This window comes from Variovorax sp. GW821-FHT09B05, assembly GCF_059418265.1.
Map to the genome: position 1 here is coordinate 530,639 of NZ_JBWKPN010000004.1, position 24,801 is coordinate 555,439.

Genomic DNA, 24,801 nt, shown 5'->3' on the forward strand with positions numbered 1-24,801 from the left:
ATGCCATCATCGTTGGATGAACTCTCACAGTGCATTCAACAGTTCCGATGCGGTCGCCAAGTACGCGGAGGGCCCGAAGCGCAACGTGCCCGGCCATAGCGGCCTGCTGCCGATGACGCGCATCCTGCTGGCCGAGCGCGTGCCGGCCGAAGGCCGCGTGCTGGTGGTCGGCGCCGGTGGCGGCCTCGAGCTCGAGGACCTCGCGCTCGCCCACCCCGGTTGGCGGATCGACGGCGTCGACCCGAGCGCGCCGATGCTCGATCTCGCGGCCCAGCGGCTCGGCCCGTTGACGTCGCGCGTGGGCCTGCACGAAGGCTATGTGCAGGACGCGCCCGAAGGCCCCTTCGACGGCGCGACCTGCCTGTTGACCTTCCATTTCGTGCCACCCGACCAGCGCCTGCCGACGGCGCGCGAGATCCATCGCCGCCTGAAGCCGGGCGCACCCTTCGTGGTTGCGCACCTCAGCGTGGAGGACGGCGAGGGCCAGCGCGAGACCTGGATGAAGCGCTACGCGGCCTTCCTCGTGTCGTCGGGGTCCGACCCGAAGCAGGCGGCGGCAACGAGCGAGAAGGTGCAGAAGGAGCTGGCGATCCTGTCGCCGGCGCAGGACGAGGCGATCCTGCGCGAGGCGGGGTTCAGCGGGGTGCAGCTCTTCTATGTGGGGTTCACGTTCAGGGGCTGGGTCGCCTATGCGTGACGGCGATCGGCTGTTCAGGCAATCGTTCGCGAATCCAGCTCCCTGAGCAAACGCTGCAGCTGCGCAACCGAAGCCTCGTCGAGCCCTTGCAGCGGCAACCTCGGCACCCCCGCCTCGAACCCCCGCAGCCGCAGCCCCGCCTTCACGGTCGTCGGCAGCCCGCCCTTGAGGATGAACTGCAGTACCTCGAGCTGCCCGTAGAAGATCGTTCGCGCCGCTTCCATGTCGCCCGACAGGCAGGCGTCGTGGAGCGCGACGGGCCAGCTCGGAATGATGTTGGGCGCCGCCGTGCACCAGCCCACGGCACCGGCGGCGAAAGCCTCGAGCGCCAGCGGATTGCTGCCGTTGAAGAACGGGATCTCGCCGTTCGACAGTTGCCGGATCCGGTGCATGCGCTGGATGTCGCCCGTGCTCTCCTTGACCATGGTGACGTTCGCGATGTCCCGCACGATCCGCACGATCAGCTCGGGCTGCATGTCGACGCCGCTGGTCGCGGGATTGTTGTAGAGCATGACCGGCAGGCCGATCGCGTCGGCGATGCTCTGGTAGTGGCGAAAGATCTCGGCCTCGCCGAGCTTCCAGTAGGACACGGGCAGCACCATGACCGCGTCGGCGCCGGCCGCTTCCGCGAACTTGGCCTTGCGCACCGCGTTGCGGGTCGTGAGGTCCGAGATGCCGACGATCACCGGCAGGCGCTTCGCGACCTGAGCGATCGACGCCTCGGCCACGGCATCCCACTCCTCGTCGGACAGGTAGGCGCTTTCGCCGGTGCTGCCGAGCGGTGCGATGGCATGCGAGCCCGAGAGCACCAGCCGCTCGACCACGCGGCGGCTGGTCTCGATGTCGACGGCGCCGCTGCGCTCGTCGAAGACGGTGATGGGGTAGGAAACGATACCGAGGATTTTCTTGTTCATGAGATTGAATGAGCAAAGGGTGGATGGAAGAAAGCGATAGGTGTCAGGCCGGCGCCACCGGCTGTTGGGCCGCGAGCTTCTCGGCCATGAGTTGCGCGAGCAGGTCGAAGACGGCCCGGATATGTGGCAGGTACTGCAGGTCGTACTGCACGCTGATGAACAGCGGCACGCGCGCGGAGCGGTCGGGCAGCAGCCGGATCAGCCCGAAGGACTCGGCTTCGGCGTACGAAGGCAACAGCACCACGCCCAGGCCCTCCCGCGCCGCGAACAGCTGCGAGAACATGCTGGTCGCGCGGAAGCCGATGCGCGGCGCATCGACGAACTCCTCGAGCCAGCGCGCCGAGGGCAGGTAGATCGGATCGTCGATGTAGCCGATGAAGAAGTCCCGCGCCAGGTCCTCGGGTCGCGCGATCTCGCGGCCCGCGAGATAGGAGGCGCTGGCATAGAGATGGAAATGCACGTCGGCCACCTTCTGCGTGTGCAGCGACTTCGGCGGGGGCTCGAAGAAGCTCACGAAGATGTCCGACTCGCGGCGCGCGATGTCCACGTAGTTGGAAGTGGTGGCGAGCTGGATCTCGATCGCCGCGAAGCGCTCGTGCAGCTTCCTGACCGCGCGCGAGATCAGCATCGCGCCCACGCCCTCCATCGTCGCGATGGAGACGGTGCCGGCGTTCTGCCCGAAGCGGTCGGCGGTCAGTCCCTGGATTTCGTGCAAGGCCGTTTCCATCTTCTCCACCCTCGTGAACACTTCCCGCCCGAACGGGGTCAGGACGATGCCCTTGCGGTCGCGCCGGAACAGCGTGCCGCCCGAGCTGTACTCCACCTGCGCGAGGCGGCGGCTGATGGTCGACTGGTCGACGCCCAGCTTGCGCGCGGCGGGCGCGAGCGCACCGCCGCGCGCGACTTCGAGCAATGCGCGCAGGTGGTCCCATCCGAGTTGATCCAGGGGCAGGTGCTTGGTGGCCATGGCATTGAAGGCTGAGCGAAGGAGCGAAGACATTAGTCCAGCGGGGGCCTCCGCGCCATCGGTGCAAGCTTGCGGTTCAGGCCGCGGCCCGGGTCTCCTTGGTGTCGCGCAGCCAGATCGCGCCGATCACGAAAGTCATGAGCGCGCCCGCGATCGGATAGGCGAGGCCGGCATAGATGTTCCCGTGCTCGGCCACGAGCGCGAACGAGATGGTCGGCAGCAGCCCGCCGAACCAGCCGGCACCGATGTGATAGGGCAGCGACATCGAGGTGTAGCGGATGCGCGCGGGGAACATCTCCACCAGCAGCGCCGCGAGCGGCCCGTAGGTGATGGCCACGAAGCCCATGAAGACCAGCAGGATCAGCACCACCATCGGCGAGTCGATGCCCGCGCGGTCAGCCGCCGTGGGATAGCCGGCGCCCTGGAGCGCGGCGCCGATCCGCGCGCGGAAGCCGTCGATCTCGGCCTTGCTGGCGGGCTCGAAGGCGTTGCCGTTCGCGACCAGCCTTCCCTGCACCGAGGCGATGACCCGGTCGCCGATGGTCACGGTCGCCAGCTCGCCGGCCGCCGCGTCCTTGACCTCGTAGCTGGCCGCGCTCTGCGCCAGCACGCGCTTGGCGATGTCGCAGGAGGTCCGGAAGTCGACGTCGCGCGCGATCGGGTTGCCCTGGAACGAGCATTCGCGCGGGTCGGCCGTCAGCACGATCGAGGCGCTTTGCTGGGCGCGCTCCAGCGCCGGGTTCGCATAGTGCGTGAGCGCCTTGAACAGCGGGCCGTAGGACAGGGCCGCCACCAGGATGCCGATCATGATCAGCCACTTGCGGCCGATGCGGTCCGACAGCGCGCCGAAGAAGATGAACAGCGGCATGCTCAGCACCAGCGAGGTGGCGAACAGCGTGTTCGCGTAGATCGGATCCACCTTGAGGATCTGCGTGAGGAAGAACAGCGCGTAGAACTGCGAGGTGTACCAGACGATCGACTGCCCGGCGCACAGGCCGAACAGGCAGATCAGCACGATGCGCAGGTTCTTCCATTCGCCGAAGGCCTCGCGCACCGGCGCCTTGCTGATGCCGTTGCCGGCCTTGAGCTTGAGGAACACCGGCGACTCCTTCATCGAGACCCGGATGTAGACCGAGAGCACGAGCAGGCCGAGCGAGATGATGAAGGGGATGCGCCAGCCCCAGGCATCGAACTGCTCGGGCGACATGGTGCTGCGCACGCCGAGGATGACGACCAGCGACAGCAGGAAGCCCAGCGTTGCGGTGGTCTGGATCCATGCGGTGCTGGCGCCGCGCTTGTGCGGCGGCGAGTGCTCGGCCACGTAGGTGGCGGCACCGCCATATTCGCCGCCGAGCGCCAGCCCCTGGCACAGCCGCAGCACGATCAGGATGATCGGCGCGGCCACGCCGATGGTGGCGTAGTTGGGCAGGAAGCCGACCGAGAAGGTCGAGATGCCGATCAGCAGCAGCGTGATCATGAAGGTGTACTTGCGCCCGATCATGTCGCCCAGGCGCCCGAACAGCACGGCGCCGAGCGGCCGCACGATGAAGCCCGCCGCGAAGGCGAGCAGCGCGAAGATGAAGGCGGCCGAGGGGTCGAGCGCCGAGAAGAACTGCTTCGCGATGATGGTCGCGAGCGAGCCGTAGAGGAAGAAGTCGTAGTACTCGATGACGGCGCCCACGGAAGAGGCCACGATGACCTTCCTGCCTTCCGCGCGATGCGTCGCACCCGTCAGGGTTGCGGGGATGTCCATGCTTGTCTCCTGTCTTGTGGTTCTGAAGGGAGGAGGCCGCCCGGTGGGGCTCCTCCCTGGCCGGCCACGTGGCGTGGCCGGTGATGGGCGCTTCAGGCCTGGCGGCGTGCCCGGATGTCGGCCACCACCTTGGCGACCTGCTCGGCGCTGGCGCCCTTCACGCGCGCATTGATGCGCACGGTGCCGAAGCCGACGAACAGCACGAGCTCGTCGGGGCCGGGCGCGCCCGGAATCGCGAGGGTGATGCCGTCCATGGCGTCGTAGTCCCAGGCGTCGTCGGCGCCGCCGAACAGCAGGTCGACCGAGCCGCCGGCCGTCGATACCTTGGCATTGCCCGGAATCAGCGCGGGGCCCGCGCCCAGGCCGGTGCGCATGGCCAGGCCCAGGCGCGGGTGGATCAGCGCCGCGCCGTGTTCCGACTCGCCGGCCGTGCCCACCAGCGCGGCCTTGCCGTAGGCGCGGGGCTGCTCCTCGCCCGCGAAGTGCGAGAGCGCGCGTTCGGTCAGCAGCGTGCCGATCTCGACCGAGCGCTGCGCCAGGTCGGCCAGTTCGGCGTCGGTCGCGGCGCCGCGGCCGGCGCAGGGGTTCTTGAAGATCGCGGCGGCGACCACGTGGCGCGAAGGCGCGGCGGCGGCGCGGCCGCCCTCGGCGAGCGTGTTCCTCTCGAACACGAAGATCTGTCGAATGGTCTCGAGCGTTGACTGGCTCATGGGGGTCTCCGTCCTGTGGATGTGGCTGAATCGCCTGGTCCCTGCGTCGCAGGGGCTGAAGTGGCGGACGGAGATTAGGTTCGCGAGGCCTTTCTGTCAGTTTGCAAGAACGCAAGCGGGCTTGCGTTTTTTGGGCCTGGCGGTGGAAGTCGATGCGCGCTGGCAGGGAAGAATGACCGGGGCAGGCCGCTAGCGCTTTTCCGAACTCAGCTTCGAACGATGCGCCGCCTGCTTGGCGCGATTGCCGCAGACGGCCATGCTGCACCAGCGGCGAATGCGTCCACGCGTCGTGTCGAGAAACATCAACGTGCAGGCCGGACCCTCGCATGCCTTCACATGGGTGAGGTCGGCGGTCGCCAAGAGCTCGGCCATGGATTGGGCGATCGGCAGCAGCAGCGAATCGGCGGAGCGCCAGCGACGGCGGCGCACCCATGCCAGCTCGGAGGGCTCGTCCCCGGAGGCCGACGCCTTGTCGCGGATCTCGATCTGCTCGAACGCCTCGTCGCGCGCCAACAGCCGGTTCAGCGCTTCCAGCTCCTTGAAGGACTTGCGCGTGAGCCGCGCGCCCTGGTGCTGCCGGACGAAGGCCCTGAACCACTCGCGCAATGCGCGCGCCTGCGCGGCCACCGCATCCAGCTCGCCCGGACCGGCCGCCTCGCCCAGTTCTCGCAGCACTTGCGGATCGACCATGCCGGCCTCTCGCAGCCAGTTCAACAGGTCCTCGCCCGAGCCGAGCCACTCCACCTGCGTGTCGGTCGGGACGGCCACCGAATTCAGGAAGTCGAGCGCGGGTGAATCCGCCAGGAACATCGGCGGGGGCCGGACCTCGCTCATTCGCGATCTCCTGGTCGCGGGCAGCGAAGTCCTCGGCGCGGTTGCGCGTGGGCACACGGGAGCGAGCATTTCATTGGGTATCGATGGGTCATGGGATCGAAGCTCCTTGCAGTCGCAATGCGCACATCGGTGGATGCCGGTACAGCGAAGTTCCTGGCATTTTCCCCCGCCGCGGTTCCGGCGCGGCACCGCGGGCAGCGCGCAGATTGGATTTTAGATAACCTAGCTAATATAGTTTGACAGGTTATTCGGAAGATACTAATCTCGGCGCCGAACAGATGACAGGCATCGGGTTTCGAGCGGTGGTTGGCCATCGAGCGCCGGGCCGGCGCGGGAGCTCTCAAAGCGAGGAGGGAGCCATCCAAGGAACGCGAGGAACGCATGAAGAACACAGTGGCCATCGTGTCGGGCGCCAGCCAGGGGATCGGGCGCGAGACCGCCATCCGCCTGGCCAGTGATTTCGGCCGGCTGGTGCTCGTCGCCCGGAACGAAGAGAAGTTGAAGCAGACGGCGCAACGGGTCGAGGCCGCGGGGGCGTCCAGCCTGGTCATCGTCGCGGATCTGGGCGAGCCGTCCGCTGCCGCCGAAGTCGTCGAGCGCACGATCGGCGAATTCGGCCGGATCGATGCAGTGGTCAACATCGCGGGTGCGGTGCCGCAGGTGGACCTGCTGGAGATGACCGACGCGCAATGGGACGCGGGCCTCGGCCTGAAGCTGCACGGCGCGCGCAGGCTGACGGTGCATGCGTGGAAACATCTTTGCGCGACGAACGGGGCGGTGGTGATGACCTCCGGGAACTCGGCGTTGTTCCCGAAGGCTTCCTATGCGGCCGTGGGAACGGTGAACGCCGCGATCGTCGCGCTGGCCAAGGCATTCGCCGACCTCGGGATCCGCGACGGCGTGCGCGTCAACAGCGTGCTGCCCGGGCCCGTCATGACCGAGCGCCGCCGTTCGTACCTCGCGCACTGGGCACCAGCGCACGGCATGAGCTTCGACGAGGCGCTCGAGAGCTTCCCGAAGGAGGCAGGGATCGCCCGCTACGGAGAGCCGCGGGAGATCGCCGAGCTGATGGCCTTCCTCGTGTCGCCGGCGGCGCGCTGGCTGACCGGCACGGCCATCCGCATGGACGGCGGCGAGGTCAAGGCCGTCTGATTCGAGGCCGTCGGGCGGCCTCGCCGCGGCGGCACCCAGGTCGAAGTTTTTATCAACAACCGGAATCATCCAATGTCGGAATCAGTCGTGATAGTGACGGGCGCGAGCTCGGGGATCGGCAAGGCCACGGCCCTGCGGCTCGCCAGGAACTTCTCGTGCGTCGTGCTCGCCGCGCGCAGCGGGGAACAGCTGGAGCAGGTGGCGGCGCAGGTGCGCGCACTGGGCGCGCAGGCGCTCGTCGTCGAGGGCGATCTTGGCGATCCCCAGGCCGCCGAGACGGTCGTGGCGCGGACCCTTTCGCAGTTCGGAAGAATCGATGCGCTGGTGAACGTGGCCGGCGCGGTCCCGGGACTGGACCTGTTCGAGATGACCGACGCGCAATGGGACAGCGGCCTGGCACTGAAATTCCATGGCGCCCGCAGGCTCACCTTGCGCGCGTGGGAGGCGTTGAAGTCGTCGAAAGGCGCCGTCGTCTTCATCTCGGGCACTGCCGCGGAAGCGCCGAAGGCGGCGTCTGCCGCCGTGGGCACGATCAACGCGGCGATCGAGGCGCTGGCAAAGGCTTTCGCCGATCGCGGCATTGCCGATGGCGTTCAAGTGAACAGCGTCTCGCCGGGCGCGGTCATGACGGGCCGGCGCATGGGAATGATCGAGAAGCTCGCGAGCGCGCGCCATCTCGACCTGGACGCTGCCAAGGCCGCGGTTCTCGCAAGTTCGGGCATCGCGCGTTTCGGCGAGCCGGAGGAGATTGCGGATCTGATCGCCTTCGCCGTGTCGCCGGCAGCGCGCTGGATGACCGGCACGGTGCTGCGCATGGACGGCGGCGAGATCAAGTCGATCTGATCGGGGCAGCCCGATATCCCCGAGCCGGTGCGGCCGGCCACCGCGGACATCGGGCCGCGGCGGCATGCCCGCCGCGTCGGTCCACGCGCTCAGTGGGGCGCCGCTTCGCTGCCGAACGCGCGGGCCGCGTCGGCGATGAACCCGATGACCTCGCCCGGCGCCGAAACGCTCGGCGCGTGATCGGCCGGAATCGAGCGTTCGACCGCCTGCATCCGCTGCGCCATGAAGCGCTGCGTCGAGGCCGCGATCATTCGATCGTCCTGCGCCACCAGGTACCACGCGGGCCGGGTCTTCCACAACGGCGGCCCGACGGGCACGGTGATGCATGACACGGAGATCGGCCGCTGAACGGCCGCCAATACACGTTGGTCTTCCGGCGAGGCGTTCTGTGCGAATGCGCCGGCAAAGGCTTCGTCGGGAAGCCAGATCCATCCGTCGCCATCGGGCGCCAGCCGTGGCGCTTTCTCGTGCGGCTCGGCGCGTCCGAAGACCTCCAGCACCGTTTCCCCTTCGTCGGGCGCAAGCGCCGCCACGTACACCAGGCCCGCCACGCGCTGCTCGGTGATCTGCGCAATCACCGCGCCCGCATAGGCGTGCCCGACCAGAATCAACGGCCCTTCGATGCGTGCGAGGCTGCGCTTCAGCGCGGCAACGTCGTCGGCAAGGCTCGTCAGCGGCAGCGGGGCCGCGACGGCCTCGATGCCTGCCTGCTCCAGGCCCGCAATCACCCTTGCCCAGCTGTATCCGTCGGCCCAGGCTCCATGGACCAGCACGGCGGTCATACCTCGATCATTCATCTTGTGCTCCTTCGTTCGACTCCCGCTCCTGTGCTCCCGATCCGGACCGCTGGGCGGTCTCTTCGCTCCACTGATTATGCCTCTGAGTAACCTATTTAAAATTATTTGAGAGGTTACTCTGTTGGGTGTCGAATGACTTGGCGGCGCTTTCGATAGACAGATGGCGAAGGTGAGGCGGGAGTCCGATGTGCCCGCGGCGCGGCCCCCTCTTCGGGACCTGCCCCCTGCTTTTGGCAGGAAGCGCACCCGATCTGGCAGTCCCTGCCCCCTCGGCCGCGCGCACGGGGCATCGGCGCGCCGGACACTGGGTTCGCACTTTCGCCAACCCCGATTCCCGGAGAACCCATGAACGAATCCATTGCCGGCATCCACATCCCCGACAGCCAGATGGCGCGCGAGGCCACCGAGCTGGTGCGCGACACCGAGACCGCGCTGCTGTTCAACCACTCGCGGCGCGTGTTCCTGTTCGGCGCGCTGACCGGCGAGCGCCGCGGCCTGGCTTACGACGCGGAGCTGCTCTACATCGGCGCGATGTTCCACGACATGGGGCTGGTGGCGCCCTACAGCAGCAGGACCGAGCGCTTCGAGGTCGACGGCGCCAATGCCGCGCGCGATTTCCTCGTGCGCCACGGCATCGCCGAGCCCGAGGTCGAGCAGGTGTGGGATGCGATCGCGCTGCACACCACGCCGGGCATTCCGCAGCATAAGAAGCCGGTGGTGGCGCTGGTCACCGCGGGCGTCGAGATGGACGTGCTGGGCCTGGCCTACGACGCCTTTCCCACCGAGCAGCGCGAGGCGGTGGTGCGCGCGCATCCGCGCGAGGCCGACTTCAAGGAAGGCATCATCGATGCCTTCGCCAAGGGCACGCGCTTCAAGCCCGAGACCACCTTCGGCAACGTCAAGGCCGACGTGCTGGCGCTCAAGGACCCCACGTACAAGCGGCTCAACTTCTGCGGGATGATCCTCGGCTCGTCGTGGAACGACGGCGCCTGCGGCGTGCCGGGCTGCCGGCACTGAGCAGGTTTTCTAGCTCGCCGTGGTCACGTGCACGCCGGGCTGGCGGCCATCGTTCCAGCGGCCGCCGATCGCGCGCTCGATCTGCGCGCTGAGCTGCAGCAGCAGGCCATCGTTGGCCTGCTTCGCCTGCAGCTGCATGCCCAGCGGCAGGCCGTGCTCGTTGAAGGCCAGCGGCAGTGAGATGCCCGGAATGCCGCAGAGGTTGGCCAGCGGCGTGTAGGCGAAGTTCTGCCAGAGGTTGTCGAACCAGTCGAGCACCGAGGGGTTGTCGCTGAGCGTGAGGTATTCGGTGGTGCCCACACGCGGCGTGGGCAGCGCGGTGATCGGGGTGAGGATGATGTCCCAGTCCTCGAAGAAGGCACCGAAGCCGCGCGCGGTGGTGTTGAACACCGTCTGCATCCTGAAGCGCTCGGCATAGGAGATGTCGCGCCCGGCCTCCCAGATCTTGATGTTGATCGGCTCGATCAGGTCGGCCGGCGGCTGCTCGAGGCCGAAGCGCGCGAGAAAGCCCTCGATGGTCTGCGCGAAGTTGCTGATGTAGCAGGTGGTCTGGGCCGCGAAGGCGGCACGGATGTCGACCGCGGGCAGCGCCCATTCGACGTGGTGGCCCAGGCCCTCGAGAAAGTGGCCCACGCGCTCGAGCTCGGCCACGATGTGCGGCGTGGCGCGGAAGTCGCCCCACTCGTGCGACATCGCGATGCGCAGCGGCTTCGGGTCGCGCTCGATCAGCTGCGTGTAGGGCTCGTCGGCCTTCCAGTAGGGCATGAACTCGCCGGGCGCGCCGCCGCGGCAGTGGTCGACGAAGGCCGCGGTGTCGCGCACCGTGCGGCTGTGGCAGCCCTGGATCGACACCAGGCCCGTGAGGTCCGACAGCGCCGGCGCGATCGAGAACACGCCGCGCGAGGGCTTGAGGCCGATGTTGCCGTTCACGCCCGCGGGAATGCGGATCGAGCCGCCGCCGTCGGTGGCGTGCGACAGCGGCAGCACGCCGGCCGCCACCGCCGCGCCCGTGCCGGCCGAGGAGCCGCAGGTGGTGTAGTCGAGGTTCCAGGGATTGCGCGTGACGTAGACGGCCGGGTTCTCGGCCGAGCTGCAGACGCCGAACTCGGGCGTGGTGGTGCGCCCGATGATGTTGAGCCCGGCCTTGCGGATCTGCTGCGTCAGGTGGGTGTCGGCGGCCGCGCGCTGGCCCTTCATCAGCAGCGAGCCCATCTCCTGCAGCCGGCCCTTCATGGTCGGGCCCAGGTCCTTCATCAGGTAGGGCACGCCCGCGAACGCGCCCGCGGGGTTCATGCCGTCGGCCAGCGGATCGGCCACCACGTCGTCGAAGACCTCGACCACCGCGCTCAGCGCGGGGTTGGTGAGCGCGATGGCGGCGCTGGCCTGGGCCGCGAGCTCGGCCGGCGTGACCTGCCCACTGCGCACCAGCGCGGCGAGCCCCACGCCGTCCTGTTCGCTCCATGCCTGCCAGCTCATTGCCAAAGTCATCCGTCGCTCCTGTCGAGAAAAGAAAAAGGGGGCGTGGGCCCCGTGTGCGCCCACTCTAGCGAAGACGCGGTGTGCCCGCGCGCCAGTCGTGTATTGGGCCGCGCGTGCAACGTAGTGTGTGGATTTTTCGCGCGGATACACAGGCATACGCGATCCGCGGCGCGGCGGCATGGCGCTCGAAGAATGCGCTCCGGCCCCGGGACGGGGGCCACGCGACTTCATCCAATCCAGAGGAACATCCCATGCACAAGACCACCGACAAGACCGCGAGCCGGGCCACGCGCCGCGGCTTCTTCGCCACCTCCGCCGTGGCCGGCGCCGCGGGCTTCAGCCTGCTCTCGGGCACCGAGCTGGCACGGGCGGCCGGCAGTCCCGAGGCCGATGCGCAAGCGGCCGCGGCCTATCCGCCGAAGCCGCGCGCGCCCACGGGCGACACGGCCGTACGCCCGTTCCGCGTCCACGTGCCCGAGGCCGTGCTGGCCGACCTGCGTCGCCGCGTGAAGGCCACGCGCTGGCCCGACCGCGAGACCGTGAGCGACCTGTCGCAGGGCGTGCGGCTCGAGAAGCTGCAGCCGCTGGTTCGGTACTGGGGCAGCGGCTACGACTGGCGCAAGGCCGAGGCGCGGCTCAATGCCCTGCCGCAGTTCATCACCGAGATCGACGGCCTCGACATCCACTTCATCCACGTGAAGTCGCGCCATCCCGATGCGCTGCCGCTGGTCATGACCCATGGCTGGCCCGGCTCGGTGATGGAACTGCTCAAGACCATCGACCCGCTCGTCAACCCCACCGCCCATGGCGGCCGCGCCGAGGACGCCTTCCACCTCGTGCTGCCCTCGATGCCCGGCTACGGCTTCTCGGCCAAGCCGCGCAGCACCGGCTGGGGCCCCGACCGCATCGGCCGTGCCTGGGACGTGCTGATGAAGCGGCTGGGCTACCCGCGCTACGTGTCGCAGGGCGGCGACTGGGGCTCGGTCATCTCGGACAGCATGGCGCGCCAGAAGCTGCCGGGCCTGCTCGGCATCCACGTCAACATGCCGGCCAGCGTGCCGCCGCAGGTGGCGCGGGCACTCAACAACGGCGATCCCGCGCCCGCCGGCCTCGACGACACGGAGAAGGCGGCCTTCGATGCGCTGAACTTCCTCTACAGGAAGGGCGGCGGCTATGCCGCGCTGATGGTGACGCGGCCCCAGACCCTGGGCTATGCGCTCGAGGATTCGCCCGCGGGCCTGGCCGCCTTCTTCTACGACAAGTTCACCGAGTGGACCTACAGCGGCGGCGACGCCGAGAAGTCGCTCACGCGCGACGAGATGCTCGACGACATCACGCTCTATTGGGTGACCAAGACCGCCACCTCGGGCGCGCAGCTCTACTGGGAGAACAACGCCAACAACTTCAACGCCGTCGACATCTCGATCCCGGCCGCGGTGACCGTGTTCCCGGGCGAGATCTACCGCGCGCCGCGCCAGTGGGTCGAGGCGGCGTACCACAACCTGATCTACTTCAACGAGGTCGACAAGGGCGGGCACTTCGCCGCCTGGGAGCAGCCGGCGCTGTTCAGCGCGGAGTTGCGCGCGGCGTTCCGGTCGCTGCGCGGCTGACGGGGGCAGCCGCTCAGAGCTGCGGCGACAGCACCGCAGCCAGGTGCTCCCACGCCTTCTCGAGCAGCGGCCGATCCTTCCAGCCCTCGTAGCTCAACCGCTTCGACTGCGCGAGGTCGGCCTCGAACTGCACGGTCTGCGCCGCGGCGAAAGCCTCGTCGTAGATGTTGAGGTTGGCCTCGTCGTTGAGCCGGAACGAGCGGTTGTCGAAGTTGGTGGAGCCCACCGACACCAGCAGGCCGTCGACCAGGAAGACCTTGCAGTGGTACATGGTCGGCTGGTACTCGCTGATCTGGGCGCCGGCCTCGAGCAGCGGGCCCCAGGCGGCGCGCGAGGCGCGGCGCACGGTCTGCGAATCGATGATCGGTCCCGGCGTGATGATGCGCACCCGCACGCCGCGGTGCAGCGCCGCGACCAGCGCGCCCACGGTGAGATCGTCGGGCACGAAGTAGGCGCTCGACAGGTCGATGGTCTTCGTGGCCGCGGCGATCGAGAGCAGGTACATCAGGTGCATGCTCTCGCTGCCGCCCGAGGGCGAGCTGCTGAACATCTGCGCGCGGCCCGTGCCCACCGGCGGCAGCGGCGGGAAGTAGCGCTCGCCGTGGAACACGTCGCCCGAGACCTTGATCCAGTTGTCCATGAAGACCGCCTGCATCTGCGCCACCACCGGACCCTCGACCTTGTAGTGCGAGTCGCGCCAGTGCGCCGGGTCCTGCGCGTCGCCGGTCCATTCGGGCGCGATGCCGACGCCGCCCGTGAAGCCGATGCGACCGTCGACCACCAGCAGCTTGCGGTGGGTGCGGTTGTTCATGCGCGCGATGTCGTACCAGCTCGGCTTGTGGAACTTGCGGATCTCCACGCCCGATGTCTCCATCTCGCGGATGAAGTCCGCATCGACCTTCGCGCTGCCGACCCAGTCGAGCAGCACGTGCACCTTGACGCCGGCACGCGCGCGCTCCGACAGCGCATCGGCAAAGGCGCGGCCGATGTCGCCCGACCAATAGATGTAGGTCTCGAAGGTGATGCTTTGCTTCGCCGAGCGGATCGCCGCGAGCATCGGCGGAAAAATCTTGTCGCCGTTCTGGAAGGCCTCGAAGCGGTTGCCGTCGGTGATCGGCGGGCCGAGCATGGCGCCGAGCGCGCGCTGGTACTGGGGATCGTGCAGCGCGTATTCGCGCCGCACCTGTTCGTCGAGCTTCTTCTCGCCGCTCGTGAGGTTGAGCACGAGCAGGGTGGCGGCCAGCGTCAGGACGAAGGTCCAGGCGATGGCTTTCCAGGGCTTGCGGGGGGCAGTGACACGCATGCCTTATCGTGCCGGCCTTTGCCTGCGCCGAATCGAGGTCGCGCCCTTGTCCTGCAAGGCACCGCTGCGATGTCTGCCATCAATATCGGCCTGCGGCGCCAGTCCCTGCGAACACCATGCCCCAACAACCCAAAGCCTTGTCCGATCCGGCCTCCCACCGTTTCGTCTCCGTGCGCGGCGCGCGCGAGCACAACCTGCGCAACGTCGACGTCGACATCCCGCGCGATGCCCTCGTGGTCTTCAGCGGCATCTCGGGTTCCGGCAAGTCCTCGCTGGCCTTCGGCACGCTGTATGCCGAGGCGCAGCGGCGTTACCTCGAATCGGTGGCGCCCTATGCGCGACGGCTGATCGACCAGGTCGGCGTGCCGGCGGTCGATGCCATCGACGGGCTGCCGCCGGCGGTGGCCTTGCAGCAGCAGCGCGGCACGCCGGGCACGCGCTCCTCGGTGGGCAGCGTGACCACGCTGTCGAACCTGTTGCGCATGCTCTATTCGCGCGCGGGCGACTACCCGGCGCGCCAGGCGATGCTGCACGCGGAGGATTTCTCGCCCAACACGCCGCAGGGTGCCTGTCCCGTCTGCCACGGGCTGGGCCGGGTGTTCGAGGTGACCGAGCGCGCGATGGTGCCCGACGACAGCCTCACGATCCGCGAGCGCGCGGTGGCCGCCTGGCCCTCGGCCTGGCAGGGGCAGAACCTGCGCGACATCCTCGTCACGCTGGGCATCGATGTCGACACGCCGTGGCGCGCGCTGCCGAAGAAGACGCGCGACTGGATCCTGTTCACCGAGGAGCAGCCGGCGGTGCCGGTCTACGCGGGCTTCACGCCGGCAGAGACGCGCGCCGCGCTGCGCCGCAAGCTCGAGCCCAGCTACCAGGGCACCTTCATGGGCGCGCGCAAGTACGTGCTCCACACCTTCGCCACCACGCAGAGCACGCTGATGAAGAACCGCGTCTCGCGCTTCATGTCGGGCGCGTCGTGTCCGGCCTGCCAGGGCAAGCGGCTCAAGGCCGAGGCGTTGTCGGTGCGTTTCGCGGGGCTCGACATCGGACAGATCTCGCACCTGACGCTGGGCGCGCTGGCGCAGGTGCTGCGGCCGGCCGCGCGTGGCGAGGCGCATGGCAAGGTGGCGCCGTCGGCCGAGAAACGCATCGTGGCGCAGCGCATCGCGCAGGACGCGCTGGCGCGGCTCGACACGCTGCTCGGCCTCGGGCTGGGTTATCTCTCGCTCGATCGCGCAACGCCCACGCTGTCGCCGGGCGAACTGCAGCGGCTGCGGCTCGCGACGCAGATCCGCTCCAAGCTGTTCGGCGTGGTCTACGTGCTCGACGAGCCCTCGGCCGGCCTGCACCCGGCCGACGCCGAGGCGCTGGTCGATGCGCTCGATGCGCTCAAGCGCGCGGGCAACTCGCTGTTCGTGGTCGAGCACGACCTGGACCTGATGCGACGCGCCGACTGGCTGGTCGATGTCGGGCCCGGCGCGGGCGAGAAGGGCGGCGAGGTGCTCTACAGCGGGCCGCCCGCCGGGTTGCGCGAAGTGGCGGCTTCCCGCACGGCCGCCTACCTGTTCGCGCCCGAGGCGGCCGGCGATGCGGGCCGGCCGCCGCGTTCGGCGCAGGGCTGGCTGCGGCTCGAAGGCGTCACGCGCAACAACCTCGAGGCGGTCGACGCGGCTTTTCCGATCGGCGCGATGACCGCGGTCACCGGCGTCTCGGGATCGGGCAAGTCCAGCCTCGTGAGCCAGGCGCTGGTGCAGCTGGTGGCGGCCCACCTGGGCCACGAGGCGCCGGCCGACGACGAGCCGGGCGAGGGCGAGCCCTCGCTGGCCCAGGAGACGCACGGCCGCATCGTCGAGGGCCTGGACCGGATCCGGCGGCTGGTGCGGGTCGACCAGAAGCCGATCGGCCGCACGCCGCGTTCCAACCTCGCGACCTACACCGGGCTGTTCGACCATGTGCGCAAGCTGTTCGCTCAGACCCGCGCCGCGAAGGCGCGCCGCTTCGATGCCGGCCAGTTCTCGTTCAACGTCGCCAAGGGCCGCTGCCCGACCTGCGAGGGCGAGGGCTTCGTCAGCGTCGAGCTGCTGTTCATGCCCAGCGTCTACGCGCCGTGCCCGACATGCGGCGGTTCGCGCTTCGACGCGGCAACGCTGAAGGTGCGGCTGCGCGACAAGAGCATCGCCGACGTGCTCGCGATGACGGTGGACGAGGCGCATGCCTTCTTCGTGGACGACGCACCCATCGAGCGGCCGCTGCGCCTGCTCGCGGCGATCGGCCTGGGCTACCTGCGCCTGGGGCAGCCGGCCACCGAGCTGTCGGGCGGCGAGGCCCAGCGCATCAAGCTCGCGACCGAGCTGCAGCGCGCGCAGCGCGGCGACGCGCTCTACGTGCTCGACGAGCCGACGACCGGGCTGCATCCGTCGGACGTGGACCGGCTGATGGCGCAGCTCGACGAGCTGGTCGACGCGGGCAACACGGTGGTGCTGGTCGAGCACGAGATGCGCGTGGTGGCGCGCTGCGACTGGGTCATCGACATGGGCCCGGGCGCGGGCGGCGAGGGCGGGCGCGTGGTGGCGGCGGGCACGCCGCGCGAGGTCGCGAAGGCCGGCACGCCCACGGCGAAGTACCTCGCGCGGCAGTGGGGCTGAGCCGGGCGCGGCCCGGGTGCACAATCTGGGCCCCCGATCCGCGCCGCCGCGCGCGCCGCCTCCCGTTCCAGCCCCATGCGAATCCACGACATCCGACGCCGACTGCGCGAAGCAGGCGCGGGCCCCAGCCATGAGCAGCGCGTGCTGCGGCTGTGGTCCCATGCGCTGCCGCGCGACAGCGGCCGGCGGCTGCCGCACAGCTTCTTTCCGGCCGGGTTGATGGCCGAGCTGCCGGCCATCGAGGCCGAGCTCGCGGGCCTCGCGCGCGTGCATGCGGTGCATCCGGGCGCCGATGGTTCGGAGCGGCTGCTGGTGGCCCTTGCCGACGGCCAGACCGTCGAGAGCGTGCTGCTGCCGCGCGACGGCCTGTGCGTGTCCTCGCAAGTGGGCTGCGCGGTCGGCTGCCAGTTCTGCATGACCGGGCGCGAAGGCCTGCTGCGCCAGGTCGGCAGCGCCGAGATCATTGCCCAGGTGGCGCTCGCGCGCATGCGCCGGCCGGTGCGCAAGGTGGTGTTCATGGGCATGGGCGAGCCGGCCCACAACCTCGACAACGTGATGGAGGCGATCGAGCTGCTCGGCACGGTCGGCAACATCGGCCACAAGAACCTGGTGTTCTCCACCGTCGGCGATCCGCGCGTGTTCGAGCGGCTGCTGCAGGAACGCGTGCGGCCCGCGCTCGCACTGTCGCTGCACACCACGCGCGACGAACTGCGCCGCAGGCTGCTGCCGCGCGCGCCGCGGCTCACGCCCGAGGAACTGGTCGAGGCCGGCGAGCGCTATGCGCGCACCACCGGCTATCCGATCCAGTACCAGTGGACGCTGCTCGAGGGCATCAACGACAGCGAGGAAGAGATCGAGGGGCTGGTGCGGCTGCTGTCGGGCAAGTACGGCGTGCTCAACATGATCCCGTTCAACGCGGTCGACGGCGTGGACTTCCAGCGCCCGGCCTGGGCGCGCTGCCAGCAGATCGCACGCACCCTGCACGAGCGCGGCATCCTGACCAAGCTGCGCAATTCGGCGGGGCAGGACGTGGATGGAGGCTGTGGGCAGTTGCGCGCACGCGCGACGGGCGCCGGCGTGGCGGGGCAGGCCCGGCCCGTGACCGTGGATGCGGCGTCCATCGTGCGCCGGCCGTCGAGCCGACCTGAAGACTAGGCGCGACGCGCAAGCCCGGCGCCGTCGGCGCTCACATGCGCTCGCGAAGCATGCCCTTGAGCCAGCGGCAGAAGTCGCCCGCGCTCTGGGCATGCGCGCTGTGCGTGCTGACGTAGGCCAGGTAGCTCGCACCGGAGCCGATGCTCTGCCCGTCGGCCAGCACCAGCGTGCCGTCGCGCAGCGGATCCAGCACCAGCAGCTTCGGCACCACCAGGAAGCCGGTGCCGCCGATGGCCGCCGTGATTGCCAGGAAGAGATGGTCGTAGGTGGCGACCACATAGAGGCTCTCGGTCGCGATGCCCGCGGCGATGGCCCAGGTCGCGATGACGTCGGGCCGTGAGCGCGCCGCCACCAGGGGCCAACCGCTCTTCGATCGCGCGCGGTGCTTCTCCAGCAGGGACGGCGACGCGACGCAGACCAGTTCCTCGCGCATCAGCTCCCAGCTCTCCGTTCCCGGCACGCTCAGGTCGCGGGTGATGAGCACGTCGAAGTCGTCGGACGGCTCGGGCGGCGCCAGCGAGGTGATCAGGTCGATCTGCACGCCATGCTGCGCGGTGTAGGCGCCGAGCGCGGGCACCACCACCGTCATCGCGAAGCTCGGCATCGAGGTGCGCACCTTCAGCCGGTCGTGCTTGCGGCCACGTTGCGCCAGCAGCTGCATCGTCATCTCGATGGTCGACATGGCGTCCTTGACCGCCTCGAAGAGCTGCAGGCCGCTGGGCGTGAATTCGACGGTCGAGCCCCGGCGGTGGAACAGCCGTCCGCCCGCGAATGCTTCGAGCGAGGCGATGTGGCGGCTCACCGCGCCCTGGGTGACGCCCAATGCCGCGCCGGCCCGCGTGAAGTTGCCATGCCGGCCGACCGCCACGAAGGCGCGCAGCGGTGTCAGCGGTACTTCGGCCGCTCTTTCATGATCAAAACTCATTGTGAAACCACGGCGGGGAATACTGTCACAGAACCTCGGTTGATCGAAATTTGGCGGTCGATAGCATTCATTCTGTCACCAACAGTGCCTCGAAAGGGCGGAATCAGATGCTTCGGCTGCTGCCAAAACTATGTCTTTTCCTCATTTTCGCAGGACGGCTGGCGCAGGCCTGCGCGGGCGAGGTCGTGCTGTATTCCTCCAACAACGTGGAGACGGTGAACCAGGTCGTCGACCAGTTCACCAAGCAGAATCCCGACATCAAGGTGTCCGTGGTGCGCGCCGGCACCGGGGCGCTGATGCAGCGCATCAAGGCCGAGGCCGCCAACCCGCTGGGCGACATCTTCTGGTCGGGCGGCCTGTCGACCATCGGCGAATTCCGTGACCAGTTCCAGCCTCACGAATCCGCGCAGGCTGCGGCCATACCGCCGGCCTACCGCGGACCGAACGGCCTCTGGCTGGGCACCAACGTCCACGTGACCGTGCTGATGGCGAACCTGCGCCAGACGCCGGGCGGCCAGCCGCCGCGGGGGTGGGCCGACCTGGCCGATCCGAAGTGGAAGGGCAGGATCGTCATTCCCGATCCGGAGCGCAGCAGCGCCTCGTTCGTCGCGCTGTATGGATTGCAGCAACTGCTGGGCAACGAGGTTCTCGCCAAGGTCGCGCGCAATGCCGTGATCGTCGGCACCACCTCCGCCGCCTACGAAGGCGTTGCCAAGGGCGAGTTCGCGGTCGCGGTGACGATGGAGTACGCCGCCTACGAGTACGTGGCCGGCGGACTCAAGGAGATCAAGCTGGTCTATCCGGCCGAGGGCACCTTTCTCTCGCCCGAAGGCATGGCCCTGATCAAGGGCGCGAAGCATCCGCAGGAGGCCCGCCGGCTCTATGAATTCCTGGCCGCCGGCAAGACGCAGACCGAGGTCTTCAAGAGCGCCTACCGCCGTCCGCTGCGCACCGACATCGACGTGAGCAGGCTGGCGGAATTGCCCGCGCTGTCGAGCATCAAGGTCGTGGCGCTCGACGATGCCCGGATGGGCACGGAGCGCGCGGCATTCATCGCGCAGTGGCGCCAGAGCGTCAACGCGCGCTGACCGGCACACCAGGCCAACGGAAAGCCACCGATGCAAGTCTCATTCGAAGCCATCGCCCAGAGCTATGGCGGCCAGGCCCTGTTCGACGGGCTCGATCTCGCCATCCCGAGCGGGTCGTTCTTCACGCTGCTGGGGCCTTCGGGCTGCGGCAAGACCACGCTGTTGCGCATGCTGGGCGGGTTCGTGCGGCCGGACGCCGGGCGCATCCGGTTCGGCGAGGAGGACGTGACCCACGTGCCGGTGCATCGCCGCGGGGTCGGCATGGTGTTCCAGGACTACGCGCTGTTCCCCGACCGCTCGGTCCTCGCCAACGTCGTCTACGGACTCGCCGCGCGCGGCGTCGACCGCGCCGCCGCGGAGCAACGCGCGCTGGCCATGCTCGCGCGCGTGGGGCTGAAGGCGCTGGCCGACCGCTCGCCCGCGGCCCTGTCCGGCGGCCAGCGGCAGCGCGTCGCGATGGCGCGCGCGCTGGTGATCGAGCCCCGGCTGCTGCTGCTGGACGAGCCGCTGTCGGCGCTGGACGTCAAGCTGCGCGTCGAGCTGCGCAGCCTGGTGCGCGAGCTGCAGACCGAGGCGGGCATCACGACCGTCTTCGTCACGCACGACCAGGAAGAAGCGCTGGCGCTGTCCGACCTGATTGCCGTGATGGACCGCGGGCGCATCGTCCAGATCGGCCCGCCGCGCGAGATCTACGCCCGGCCCGGCACCGCCTTCGCCGCCGACTTCGTCGGGGGAGCCAACCTCATCGCCATCGACGAGGAACTGCCCGCGGCCGCCAACGGGCTGCGCCGCCTGGGCACGCCGGCCGGCGTCATCCTGACCGACAGCGCGGTGCCGTTGCGCCCCGGCGCGGTGCTGGCGGTGCGCAGCGAGGAGCTGGTCTTCGCCGACGCCGATGCGACGGCCGACGGCCATCTGCGCGGCGTGATCGAGCATGTCGAATTCCGCGGCGGCCTCACGGGCTACCGGGTGCGCACCAGCGCCGGCGTGCTCCGGGTCGAGGTGCGCACGCGCCAGCAGGACCAGAGCCGCTCGCGCGACGACGCCGTCGTGCTGGCACTGCCCGTCGACGCGCACATCGTGCAGGCCGCATGATGTCCCGCGCGCTGCGACGCGATCCCGCCTGGCTGGTGCTGGCGCTGTGCGCCATCGGCGTGCTGGGCGTGTTCCTGGTCCTGCCGCTGGCGGGGATGATCGGCAAGTCCTTCACGGGCCCCGACGGACAGCCGAGCTTCGGCGGCTACCTGCGCTTCTTCGCCGAGGCCTCGTACCGCGAGGTCTTCTTCAACACGCTGATCCTCGGGCTGGCGGTCACGATCACCTCGATGCTCGTGGGCGGCGGCCTGGCCGTGGTCGTCGCGCGCTGCAGGTTTCCGCTGGCCGGCATCGTCACCGCGTTGCCGCTGGTGACGCTGGTGGTCCCCGACGTCGTCGTGGCCGCGGCCTGGGTGCTGATCCTGGGCAAGCAGGGCCTCGTCAACATGGCGCTGGCACCCTGGGGCATCGAGTTGCCGTCGCTCTATTCGTGGTGGGGCATGGTCTACGTGATGACCCTCAACAACTACGTGTACGCCTTCGTCGCCGTCCTCGTCGGCCTGAAGTCGATGGACCGCAACCTGGAGGAGGCCGCGCTGAGCCTGGGCCGGCCGATCGGCCGCGTGCTGGGTGGCGTGACCCTGCCGCTGCTGCTGCCCTCGCTGTTCGCCGGCGCGCTCATCGTCTTCACCCACGTGATCGGCAGCTTCGGCGTGCCGGCCATCCTGGGCGCACGCACGCCGGTGCTGGCGGTGAAGGCCTACAACGAGTTCGTCAGCGAGATGGGCGGTAACCCGCAGATGCAGACGACGATGGCGTCGCTGCTGGTGCTGCTGGGCGCGGGTCTGCTGCTGGTCCAGAAACTGGTGATCGAGAAGCGCCAGTTCCAGATGGAAGCGGGCCGCAGCCCGGCGGTGCTGGCGATCCACGGCTGGCGCGCGGTGCTGGCCAGTGGTGCCGTGCTCGGCGTGGTGCTGCTGTCGCTGCTGCCGGCCGTGGTGGTGGTCGTCACCGCGTTCACGCCGTCCGTGGGGCCGGTGCTGCGCTACGGCAGCTTCACGCTGGCCCATCTGCAGCATGCGCTGTTCCGCGCGCCGGAGCCCTTGTACAACTCGCTGTTCCTGGCCTCGATCGCCACCGTGGCGGGTGTCGTTTTCTCGGTCGTGTCGGCCTACCTGATCGTCAAGCGGCGCTCGTGGCTCACCCATGTGCTCGACGTGCTGGTGATGCTGCCGCTGACCATCGCGGGCACCGTGCTGGGCATCGCGCTCATCAACGCGTTCAACAGCGGCTGGCTGGTGCTCACGGGCAGCTGGGTGGTGATGGCGCTGGCCTACTTCCTCCGGCGCATGCCCACCAGCGTGCGCGCCGCCGCCGGCCCGCTGCACAACCTGCGCGATTCGATCGAGGAGGCCTCCATGAGCCTGGGCGTGAGCCCGCTGCGCAGCTTCGTGCGCGTGGTGCTTCCGGTGATCGGCCCGTCGGTCGTCGCCGCCGCCGTGCTGATGTGGGTCACGACCCTGTCGGAGCTGTCGGCCACGGTCGTCCTGTACTTCGGCGGCATGAACACCATGCCGATCGAGATCTTCCAGCAGATCGACAGCGGGCGGCTGGCACTGGCCTGCGCCTACAGCCTGGTGCTGCTGCTGACCATCTTCATCCCCCTGGCGCTGGCGCGCTGGATCTTCAAGCTGAGAGTAGGAACCATCGAATGACGACAGCCACGACAACAACAACATCCTCGCGCAAATCCCATCCGTTCCTGGCCGGGCGCGTGCTCGGCGCCAAGCCCTCGGCCACGAAGGAGATGACGCGGCTGGCCAACCAGCTCAAGCGCGAGGGCCGCAACGTCATCGCGCTGAGCCAGGGCGAGCCCGATTTCCCGACGCCCGACCATGTGCGCGAGGCCGGCAAGCAGGCCATCGACCGCGGCGAGTCGCGCTATACCGACGTGGCCGGAACTTTCGCATTGCGCGAGGCGGTGGTGCGCAAGTTCGAGCGCGACCACGGGCTGCGCTTCGACCCCGAGCAGATCCAGGTCGGCTGCGGTGCCAAGCAAATCCTCTACAACGCGCTGCAGGCCACCATCGATCCGGGCGACGAGGTGGTGGTGCCGACGCCGGCCTGGGTGTCCTACCCCGAGATGGTGCTGCTGGCCGGCGGCACGCCCGTGATCGTCCGCTGCGGCGCCGCGAGCGGCTTCAAGCTCACGCCGCGACAGCTGGAGGAAGCCATCACGCCGCGCACCAAGTGGCTGATGCTCAACTCGCCGTCGAATCCCAGCGGCGCGGTCTATTCGCACGACGAACTGGCCGCACTCGGCGCGGTGCTGCTGCGCCATCCGCGGGTCTGGGTGATGGCGGACGACATCTACGAGAAGATCCGCTACCAGACCGACCCCTTCGCCACGCCGGCCGCCGTGATGCCCGCGCTCGCGTCGCGCACGCTGACCATCAACGGCGTGTCCAAGGCCTATGCCATGACCGGCTGGCGCGTGGGCTTCGGCGCCGGGCCGCTCGAACTGATCAAGGCCATGAACCTGGTCCAGTCGCAGTCCACCTCGCACACCAGTTCGATCAGCCAGGCCGCCGCCGTCGCCGCGCTCGACGGCCCGATGGACTTTCTTCCCCAGTTCGTCGAGGCCTTCCGGCGGCGCCGCGACAGCGTGGTCGGCCAGCTCAACCGCATCGAAGGCATCGCCTGCGACCTGCCGCCCGGCGCCTTCTACGCCTTCCCGGGCTGCCAGGGACTGCTGGGGCGGCGCGACCCCGCGGGCCACCTGATCGCGACGGATGCCGACCTCGCGCTGTACCTGCTGCGCGAGGCGGGGGTGGCGATCGTTCCCGGCTCCGCGTTCGAGCTGCCGGGCCATTTCCGCGTCTCCTATGCGGCCTCGGACGCGGAGCTCGAAGAGGCCATGGCGCGGATCGCCGCGGCCTGCGCGCGGCTCGGCTGAGCGGCGCTCCACATCACTTCGTTCATCCATCCACAGAAACTTCAATGACCAAGAATCAAGCGCTGCGCGCAGCCCTCGACAGCGGCCGGCTGTTCACCGCCATGGCCGCCCACAATCCCCTGGTGGCGAAGCTGGCCGAGCAGGCCGGCTTCGGCGGCATCTGGGGCAGCGGCTTCGAGCTGTCGGCCAGCTATGCCGTGCCCGACGCCAACATCCTGTCGATGTCCACGCACCTGGAGATGATGCGCGCCATCGCTTCCACCGTGTCCATCCCGTTGATCGCCGACATCGACACCGGCTTCGGCAACGCGGTGAACGTCCACTACGTCGTGCCGCAGTACGAAGCGGCCGGCGCGTCGGCCATCGTGATGGAGGACAAGACCTTTCCCAAGGACACCAGCCTGAGGACCGATGGCCGGCAGGAGCTGGTCCGCCTAGAGGAGTTCCAGGGCAAGATCGCGGCGGCGACCGCTGCCCGCGCCGACAAGGACTTCGTGGTGATCGCGCGCGTGGAAGCGCTGATCGCCGGCCTGGGCCAGCAGGAAGCCGTGCGGCGCGGCCAGGCCTACGAGGAGGCCGGCGCCGACGCGATACTGATCCATTCCAGGCAGAAGACGCCCGACGAGATCCTGGCCTTCGTGAAGTCCTGGCCCGGCAAGGTGCCGCTGGTGCTGGTGCCGACCGCCTATCCACAACTGACCGAGGCCGACATCGCCGCGCTCTCGAAGGTCGGCATCGTCATCTACGGCAACCACGCCATCCGCGCGGCTGTCGGTGCCGTGCGCGAGGTGTTCGCCCGGATCCGCAGAGACGGCGGCATCCGCGAGGTGGATGCGGCGCTTCCGTCCGTCAAGGAGATCATCGAGCTGCAGGGCGACGAACGCATGCGCGCCGTCGAGGCCCGCTATCTGAAGTAGCCGT

General features: G+C 69.1%; 21 protein-coding genes. 12 read left to right on the forward strand and 9 right to left on the reverse strand.

Annotation, left to right across the window (positions count from 1 at the left end; genetic code table 11):
• The first annotated feature begins 16 nt into the window (after window positions 1-16).
• The gene (locus AC07RM_RS14160) at window positions 17-697 is read left to right on the forward strand and encodes a class I SAM-dependent methyltransferase (protein WP_495334940.1); all 681 of its coding nucleotides are present in this window, start codon (window positions 17-19) and stop codon (window positions 695-697) included.
• Window positions 698-711: 14 nt separating this feature from the next.
• Here AC07RM_RS14160 and AC07RM_RS14165 read toward each other — a convergent pair whose 3' ends face one another.
• From AC07RM_RS14165 to AC07RM_RS14185, 5 genes are all read right to left on the reverse strand, one after another.
• The gene (locus AC07RM_RS14165) at window positions 712-1,611 is read right to left on the reverse strand and encodes a dihydrodipicolinate synthase family protein (RefSeq protein ID WP_495334941.1); all 900 of its coding nucleotides are present in this window, start codon (window positions 1,609-1,611) and stop codon (window positions 712-714) included.
• Between the two features lie 43 nt (window positions 1,612-1,654).
• Window positions 1,655-2,578, reverse strand: a complete 924-nt coding sequence (locus AC07RM_RS14170; RefSeq protein ID WP_495334942.1) for a LysR family transcriptional regulator — start codon at window positions 2,576-2,578, stop codon at window positions 1,655-1,657.
• Between the two features lie 76 nt (window positions 2,579-2,654).
• On the reverse strand, window positions 2,655-4,331 hold the full coding sequence (locus AC07RM_RS14175; protein ID WP_495334943.1) for an MFS transporter: 1,677 nt from the start codon (window positions 4,329-4,331) through the stop codon (window positions 2,655-2,657).
• Window positions 4,332-4,423: 92 nt separating this feature from the next.
• Window positions 4,424-5,041 carry an amino acid synthesis family protein gene (locus AC07RM_RS14180; protein ID WP_495334944.1) on the reverse strand — a complete coding sequence of 206 codons (618 nt, stop codon included), beginning with the start codon at window positions 5,039-5,041 and terminating at the stop codon, window positions 4,424-4,426.
• Between the two features lie 189 nt (window positions 5,042-5,230).
• Window positions 5,231-5,875: a CGNR zinc finger domain-containing protein gene (locus AC07RM_RS14185; protein WP_495334945.1), complete on the reverse strand. Its 645-nt coding sequence runs from the start codon at window positions 5,873-5,875 to the stop codon at window positions 5,231-5,233.
• 381 nt (window positions 5,876-6,256) lie between these two features.
• Here AC07RM_RS14185 and AC07RM_RS14190 point away from each other — a divergent pair, with 381 nt between their 5' ends.
• Both AC07RM_RS14190 and AC07RM_RS14195 read left to right on the forward strand, forming a co-directional pair.
• Window positions 6,257-7,027 (forward strand): SDR family oxidoreductase, encoded by a 771-nt coding sequence (locus tag AC07RM_RS14190; protein WP_495334946.1) that lies wholly within the window; start codon window positions 6,257-6,259, stop codon window positions 7,025-7,027.
• Window positions 7,028-7,099: 72 nt separating this feature from the next.
• Window positions 7,100-7,870, forward strand: a complete 771-nt coding sequence (locus AC07RM_RS14195) for an SDR family oxidoreductase (RefSeq protein WP_093346430.1) — start codon at window positions 7,100-7,102, stop codon at window positions 7,868-7,870.
• An 89-nt stretch (window positions 7,871-7,959) separates the two neighbouring features.
• Here the strand turns inward: AC07RM_RS14195 and AC07RM_RS14200 are convergent, their stop codons facing one another.
• On the reverse strand, window positions 7,960-8,652 hold the full coding sequence (locus AC07RM_RS14200; RefSeq protein ID WP_495334947.1) for an alpha/beta fold hydrolase: 693 nt from the start codon (window positions 8,650-8,652) through the stop codon (window positions 7,960-7,962).
• Between the two features lie 360 nt (window positions 8,653-9,012).
• On the opposite strand from AC07RM_RS14200, the gene AC07RM_RS14205 reads away from it, so the two are divergent.
• Window positions 9,013-9,684, forward strand: coding sequence for an HD domain-containing protein (locus AC07RM_RS14205; RefSeq protein WP_495334948.1), 672 nt, complete (start codon window positions 9,013-9,015; stop codon window positions 9,682-9,684).
• Window positions 9,685-9,693: 9 nt separating this feature from the next.
• Here AC07RM_RS14205 and AC07RM_RS14210 read toward each other — a convergent pair whose 3' ends face one another.
• Window positions 9,694-11,172: an amidase gene (locus tag AC07RM_RS14210; protein ID WP_495334949.1), complete on the reverse strand. Its 1,479-nt coding sequence runs from the start codon at window positions 11,170-11,172 to the stop codon at window positions 9,694-9,696.
• Window positions 11,173-11,414: 242 nt separating this feature from the next.
• On the opposite strand from AC07RM_RS14210, the gene AC07RM_RS14215 reads away from it, so the two are divergent.
• Complete coding sequence (locus AC07RM_RS14215) at window positions 11,415-12,773, forward strand: epoxide hydrolase family protein (protein ID WP_495334950.1); 1,359 nt, start codon at window positions 11,415-11,417, stop codon at window positions 12,771-12,773.
• 13 nt (window positions 12,774-12,786) lie between these two features.
• Here AC07RM_RS14215 and AC07RM_RS14220 read toward each other — a convergent pair whose 3' ends face one another.
• Window positions 12,787-14,076 (reverse strand): phospholipase D-like domain-containing protein, encoded by a 1,290-nt coding sequence (locus tag AC07RM_RS14220; protein ID WP_495334951.1) that lies wholly within the window; start codon window positions 14,074-14,076, stop codon window positions 12,787-12,789.
• 116 nt (window positions 14,077-14,192) lie between these two features.
• Between AC07RM_RS14220 and AC07RM_RS14225 the strand changes: the two genes are divergently transcribed.
• Window positions 14,193-16,721 carry an excinuclease ABC subunit UvrA gene (locus AC07RM_RS14225; protein ID WP_495334953.1) on the forward strand — a complete coding sequence of 843 codons (2,529 nt, stop codon included), beginning with the start codon at window positions 14,193-14,195 and terminating at the stop codon, window positions 16,719-16,721.
• A 75-nt stretch (window positions 16,722-16,796) separates the two neighbouring features.
• On the forward strand, window positions 16,797-17,876 hold the full coding sequence (locus AC07RM_RS14230) for an RNA methyltransferase (protein ID WP_495334954.1): 1,080 nt from the start codon (window positions 16,797-16,799) through the stop codon (window positions 17,874-17,876).
• Between the two features lie 31 nt (window positions 17,877-17,907).
• Here AC07RM_RS14230 and AC07RM_RS14235 read toward each other — a convergent pair whose 3' ends face one another.
• Window positions 17,908-18,801, reverse strand: a complete 894-nt coding sequence (locus tag AC07RM_RS14235; RefSeq protein WP_203206660.1) for a LysR family transcriptional regulator — start codon at window positions 18,799-18,801, stop codon at window positions 17,908-17,910.
• A 185-nt stretch (window positions 18,802-18,986) separates the two neighbouring features.
• Between AC07RM_RS14235 and AC07RM_RS14240 the strand changes: the two genes are divergently transcribed.
• Genes AC07RM_RS14240 through AC07RM_RS14260 form a run of 5 tightly spaced genes read left to right on the forward strand, consistent with a single transcriptional unit; the run spans window position 18,987 to window position 24,797 of the window.
• Window positions 18,987-19,889, forward strand: a complete 903-nt coding sequence (locus AC07RM_RS14240; protein ID WP_495334955.1) for an ABC transporter substrate-binding protein — start codon at window positions 18,987-18,989, stop codon at window positions 19,887-19,889.
• A 30-nt stretch (window positions 19,890-19,919) separates the two neighbouring features.
• Window positions 19,920-20,984: an ABC transporter ATP-binding protein gene (locus tag AC07RM_RS14245; RefSeq protein ID WP_495334956.1), complete on the forward strand. Its 1,065-nt coding sequence runs from the start codon at window positions 19,920-19,922 to the stop codon at window positions 20,982-20,984.
• Entirely contained in the window at window positions 20,984-22,639 is a 1,656-nt protein-coding gene (locus tag AC07RM_RS14250; protein ID WP_495334957.1) for an ABC transporter permease, read from the forward strand. Before AC07RM_RS14245 ends, AC07RM_RS14250 begins: the two co-directional genes overlap by 1 nt.
• The gene (locus tag AC07RM_RS14255; RefSeq protein ID WP_495334958.1) at window positions 22,636-23,880 is read left to right on the forward strand and encodes a pyridoxal phosphate-dependent aminotransferase; all 1,245 of its coding nucleotides are present in this window, start codon (window positions 22,636-22,638) and stop codon (window positions 23,878-23,880) included. Before AC07RM_RS14250 ends, AC07RM_RS14255 begins: the two co-directional genes overlap by 4 nt.
• Before the next feature lie 44 nt (window positions 23,881-23,924).
• Window positions 23,925-24,797, forward strand: coding sequence for a phosphonopyruvate hydrolase (locus tag AC07RM_RS14260; RefSeq protein ID WP_495334960.1), 873 nt, complete (start codon window positions 23,925-23,927; stop codon window positions 24,795-24,797).
• The last annotated feature ends 4 nt before the right edge of the window (window positions 24,798-24,801 follow it).

What these genes read in the sequence shown, in the direction of transcription:
- AC07RM_RS14160 (WP_495334940.1), top strand. Translation starts at nt 17, where the DNA reads ATGAACTCTCACAGTGCATTCAACAGTTCCGATGCGGTCGCCAAGTAC.
- AC07RM_RS14165 (WP_495334941.1), bottom strand. Translation starts at nt 1,611, where the DNA reads ATGAACAAGAAAATCCTCGGTATCGTTTCCTACCCCATCACCGTCTTC.
- AC07RM_RS14170 (WP_495334942.1), bottom strand. Translation starts at nt 2,578, where the DNA reads ATGGCCACCAAGCACCTGCCCCTGGATCAACTCGGATGGGACCACCTG.
- AC07RM_RS14175 (WP_495334943.1), bottom strand. Translation starts at nt 4,331, where the DNA reads ATGGACATCCCCGCAACCCTGACGGGTGCGACGCATCGCGCGGAAGGC.
- AC07RM_RS14180 (WP_495334944.1), bottom strand. Translation starts at nt 5,041, where the DNA reads ATGAGCCAGTCAACGCTCGAGACCATTCGACAGATCTTCGTGTTCGAG.
- AC07RM_RS14185 (WP_495334945.1), bottom strand. Translation starts at nt 5,875, where the DNA reads ATGAGCGAGGTCCGGCCCCCGCCGATGTTCCTGGCGGATTCACCCGCG.
- AC07RM_RS14190 (WP_495334946.1), top strand. Translation starts at nt 6,257, where the DNA reads ATGAAGAACACAGTGGCCATCGTGTCGGGCGCCAGCCAGGGGATCGGG.
- AC07RM_RS14195 (WP_093346430.1), top strand. Translation starts at nt 7,100, where the DNA reads ATGTCGGAATCAGTCGTGATAGTGACGGGCGCGAGCTCGGGGATCGGC.
- AC07RM_RS14200 (WP_495334947.1), bottom strand. Translation starts at nt 8,652, where the DNA reads ATGACCGCCGTGCTGGTCCATGGAGCCTGGGCCGACGGATACAGCTGG.
- AC07RM_RS14205 (WP_495334948.1), top strand. Translation starts at nt 9,013, where the DNA reads ATGAACGAATCCATTGCCGGCATCCACATCCCCGACAGCCAGATGGCG.
- AC07RM_RS14210 (WP_495334949.1), bottom strand. Translation starts at nt 11,172, where the DNA reads ATGACTTTGGCAATGAGCTGGCAGGCATGGAGCGAACAGGACGGCGTG.
- AC07RM_RS14215 (WP_495334950.1), top strand. Translation starts at nt 11,415, where the DNA reads ATGCACAAGACCACCGACAAGACCGCGAGCCGGGCCACGCGCCGCGGC.
- AC07RM_RS14220 (WP_495334951.1), bottom strand. Translation starts at nt 14,076, where the DNA reads ATGCGTGTCACTGCCCCCCGCAAGCCCTGGAAAGCCATCGCCTGGACC.
- AC07RM_RS14225 (WP_495334953.1), top strand. Translation starts at nt 14,193, where the DNA reads ATGCCCCAACAACCCAAAGCCTTGTCCGATCCGGCCTCCCACCGTTTC.
- AC07RM_RS14230 (WP_495334954.1), top strand. Translation starts at nt 16,797, where the DNA reads ATGCGAATCCACGACATCCGACGCCGACTGCGCGAAGCAGGCGCGGGC.
- AC07RM_RS14235 (WP_203206660.1), bottom strand. Translation starts at nt 18,801, where the DNA reads ATGAGTTTTGATCATGAAAGAGCGGCCGAAGTACCGCTGACACCGCTG.
- AC07RM_RS14245 (WP_495334956.1), top strand. Translation starts at nt 19,920, where the DNA reads ATGCAAGTCTCATTCGAAGCCATCGCCCAGAGCTATGGCGGCCAGGCC.
- AC07RM_RS14250 (WP_495334957.1), top strand. Translation starts at nt 20,984, where the DNA reads ATGTCCCGCGCGCTGCGACGCGATCCCGCCTGGCTGGTGCTGGCGCTG.
- AC07RM_RS14255 (WP_495334958.1), top strand. Translation starts at nt 22,636, where the DNA reads ATGACGACAGCCACGACAACAACAACATCCTCGCGCAAATCCCATCCG.
- AC07RM_RS14260 (WP_495334960.1), top strand. Translation starts at nt 23,925, where the DNA reads ATGACCAAGAATCAAGCGCTGCGCGCAGCCCTCGACAGCGGCCGGCTG.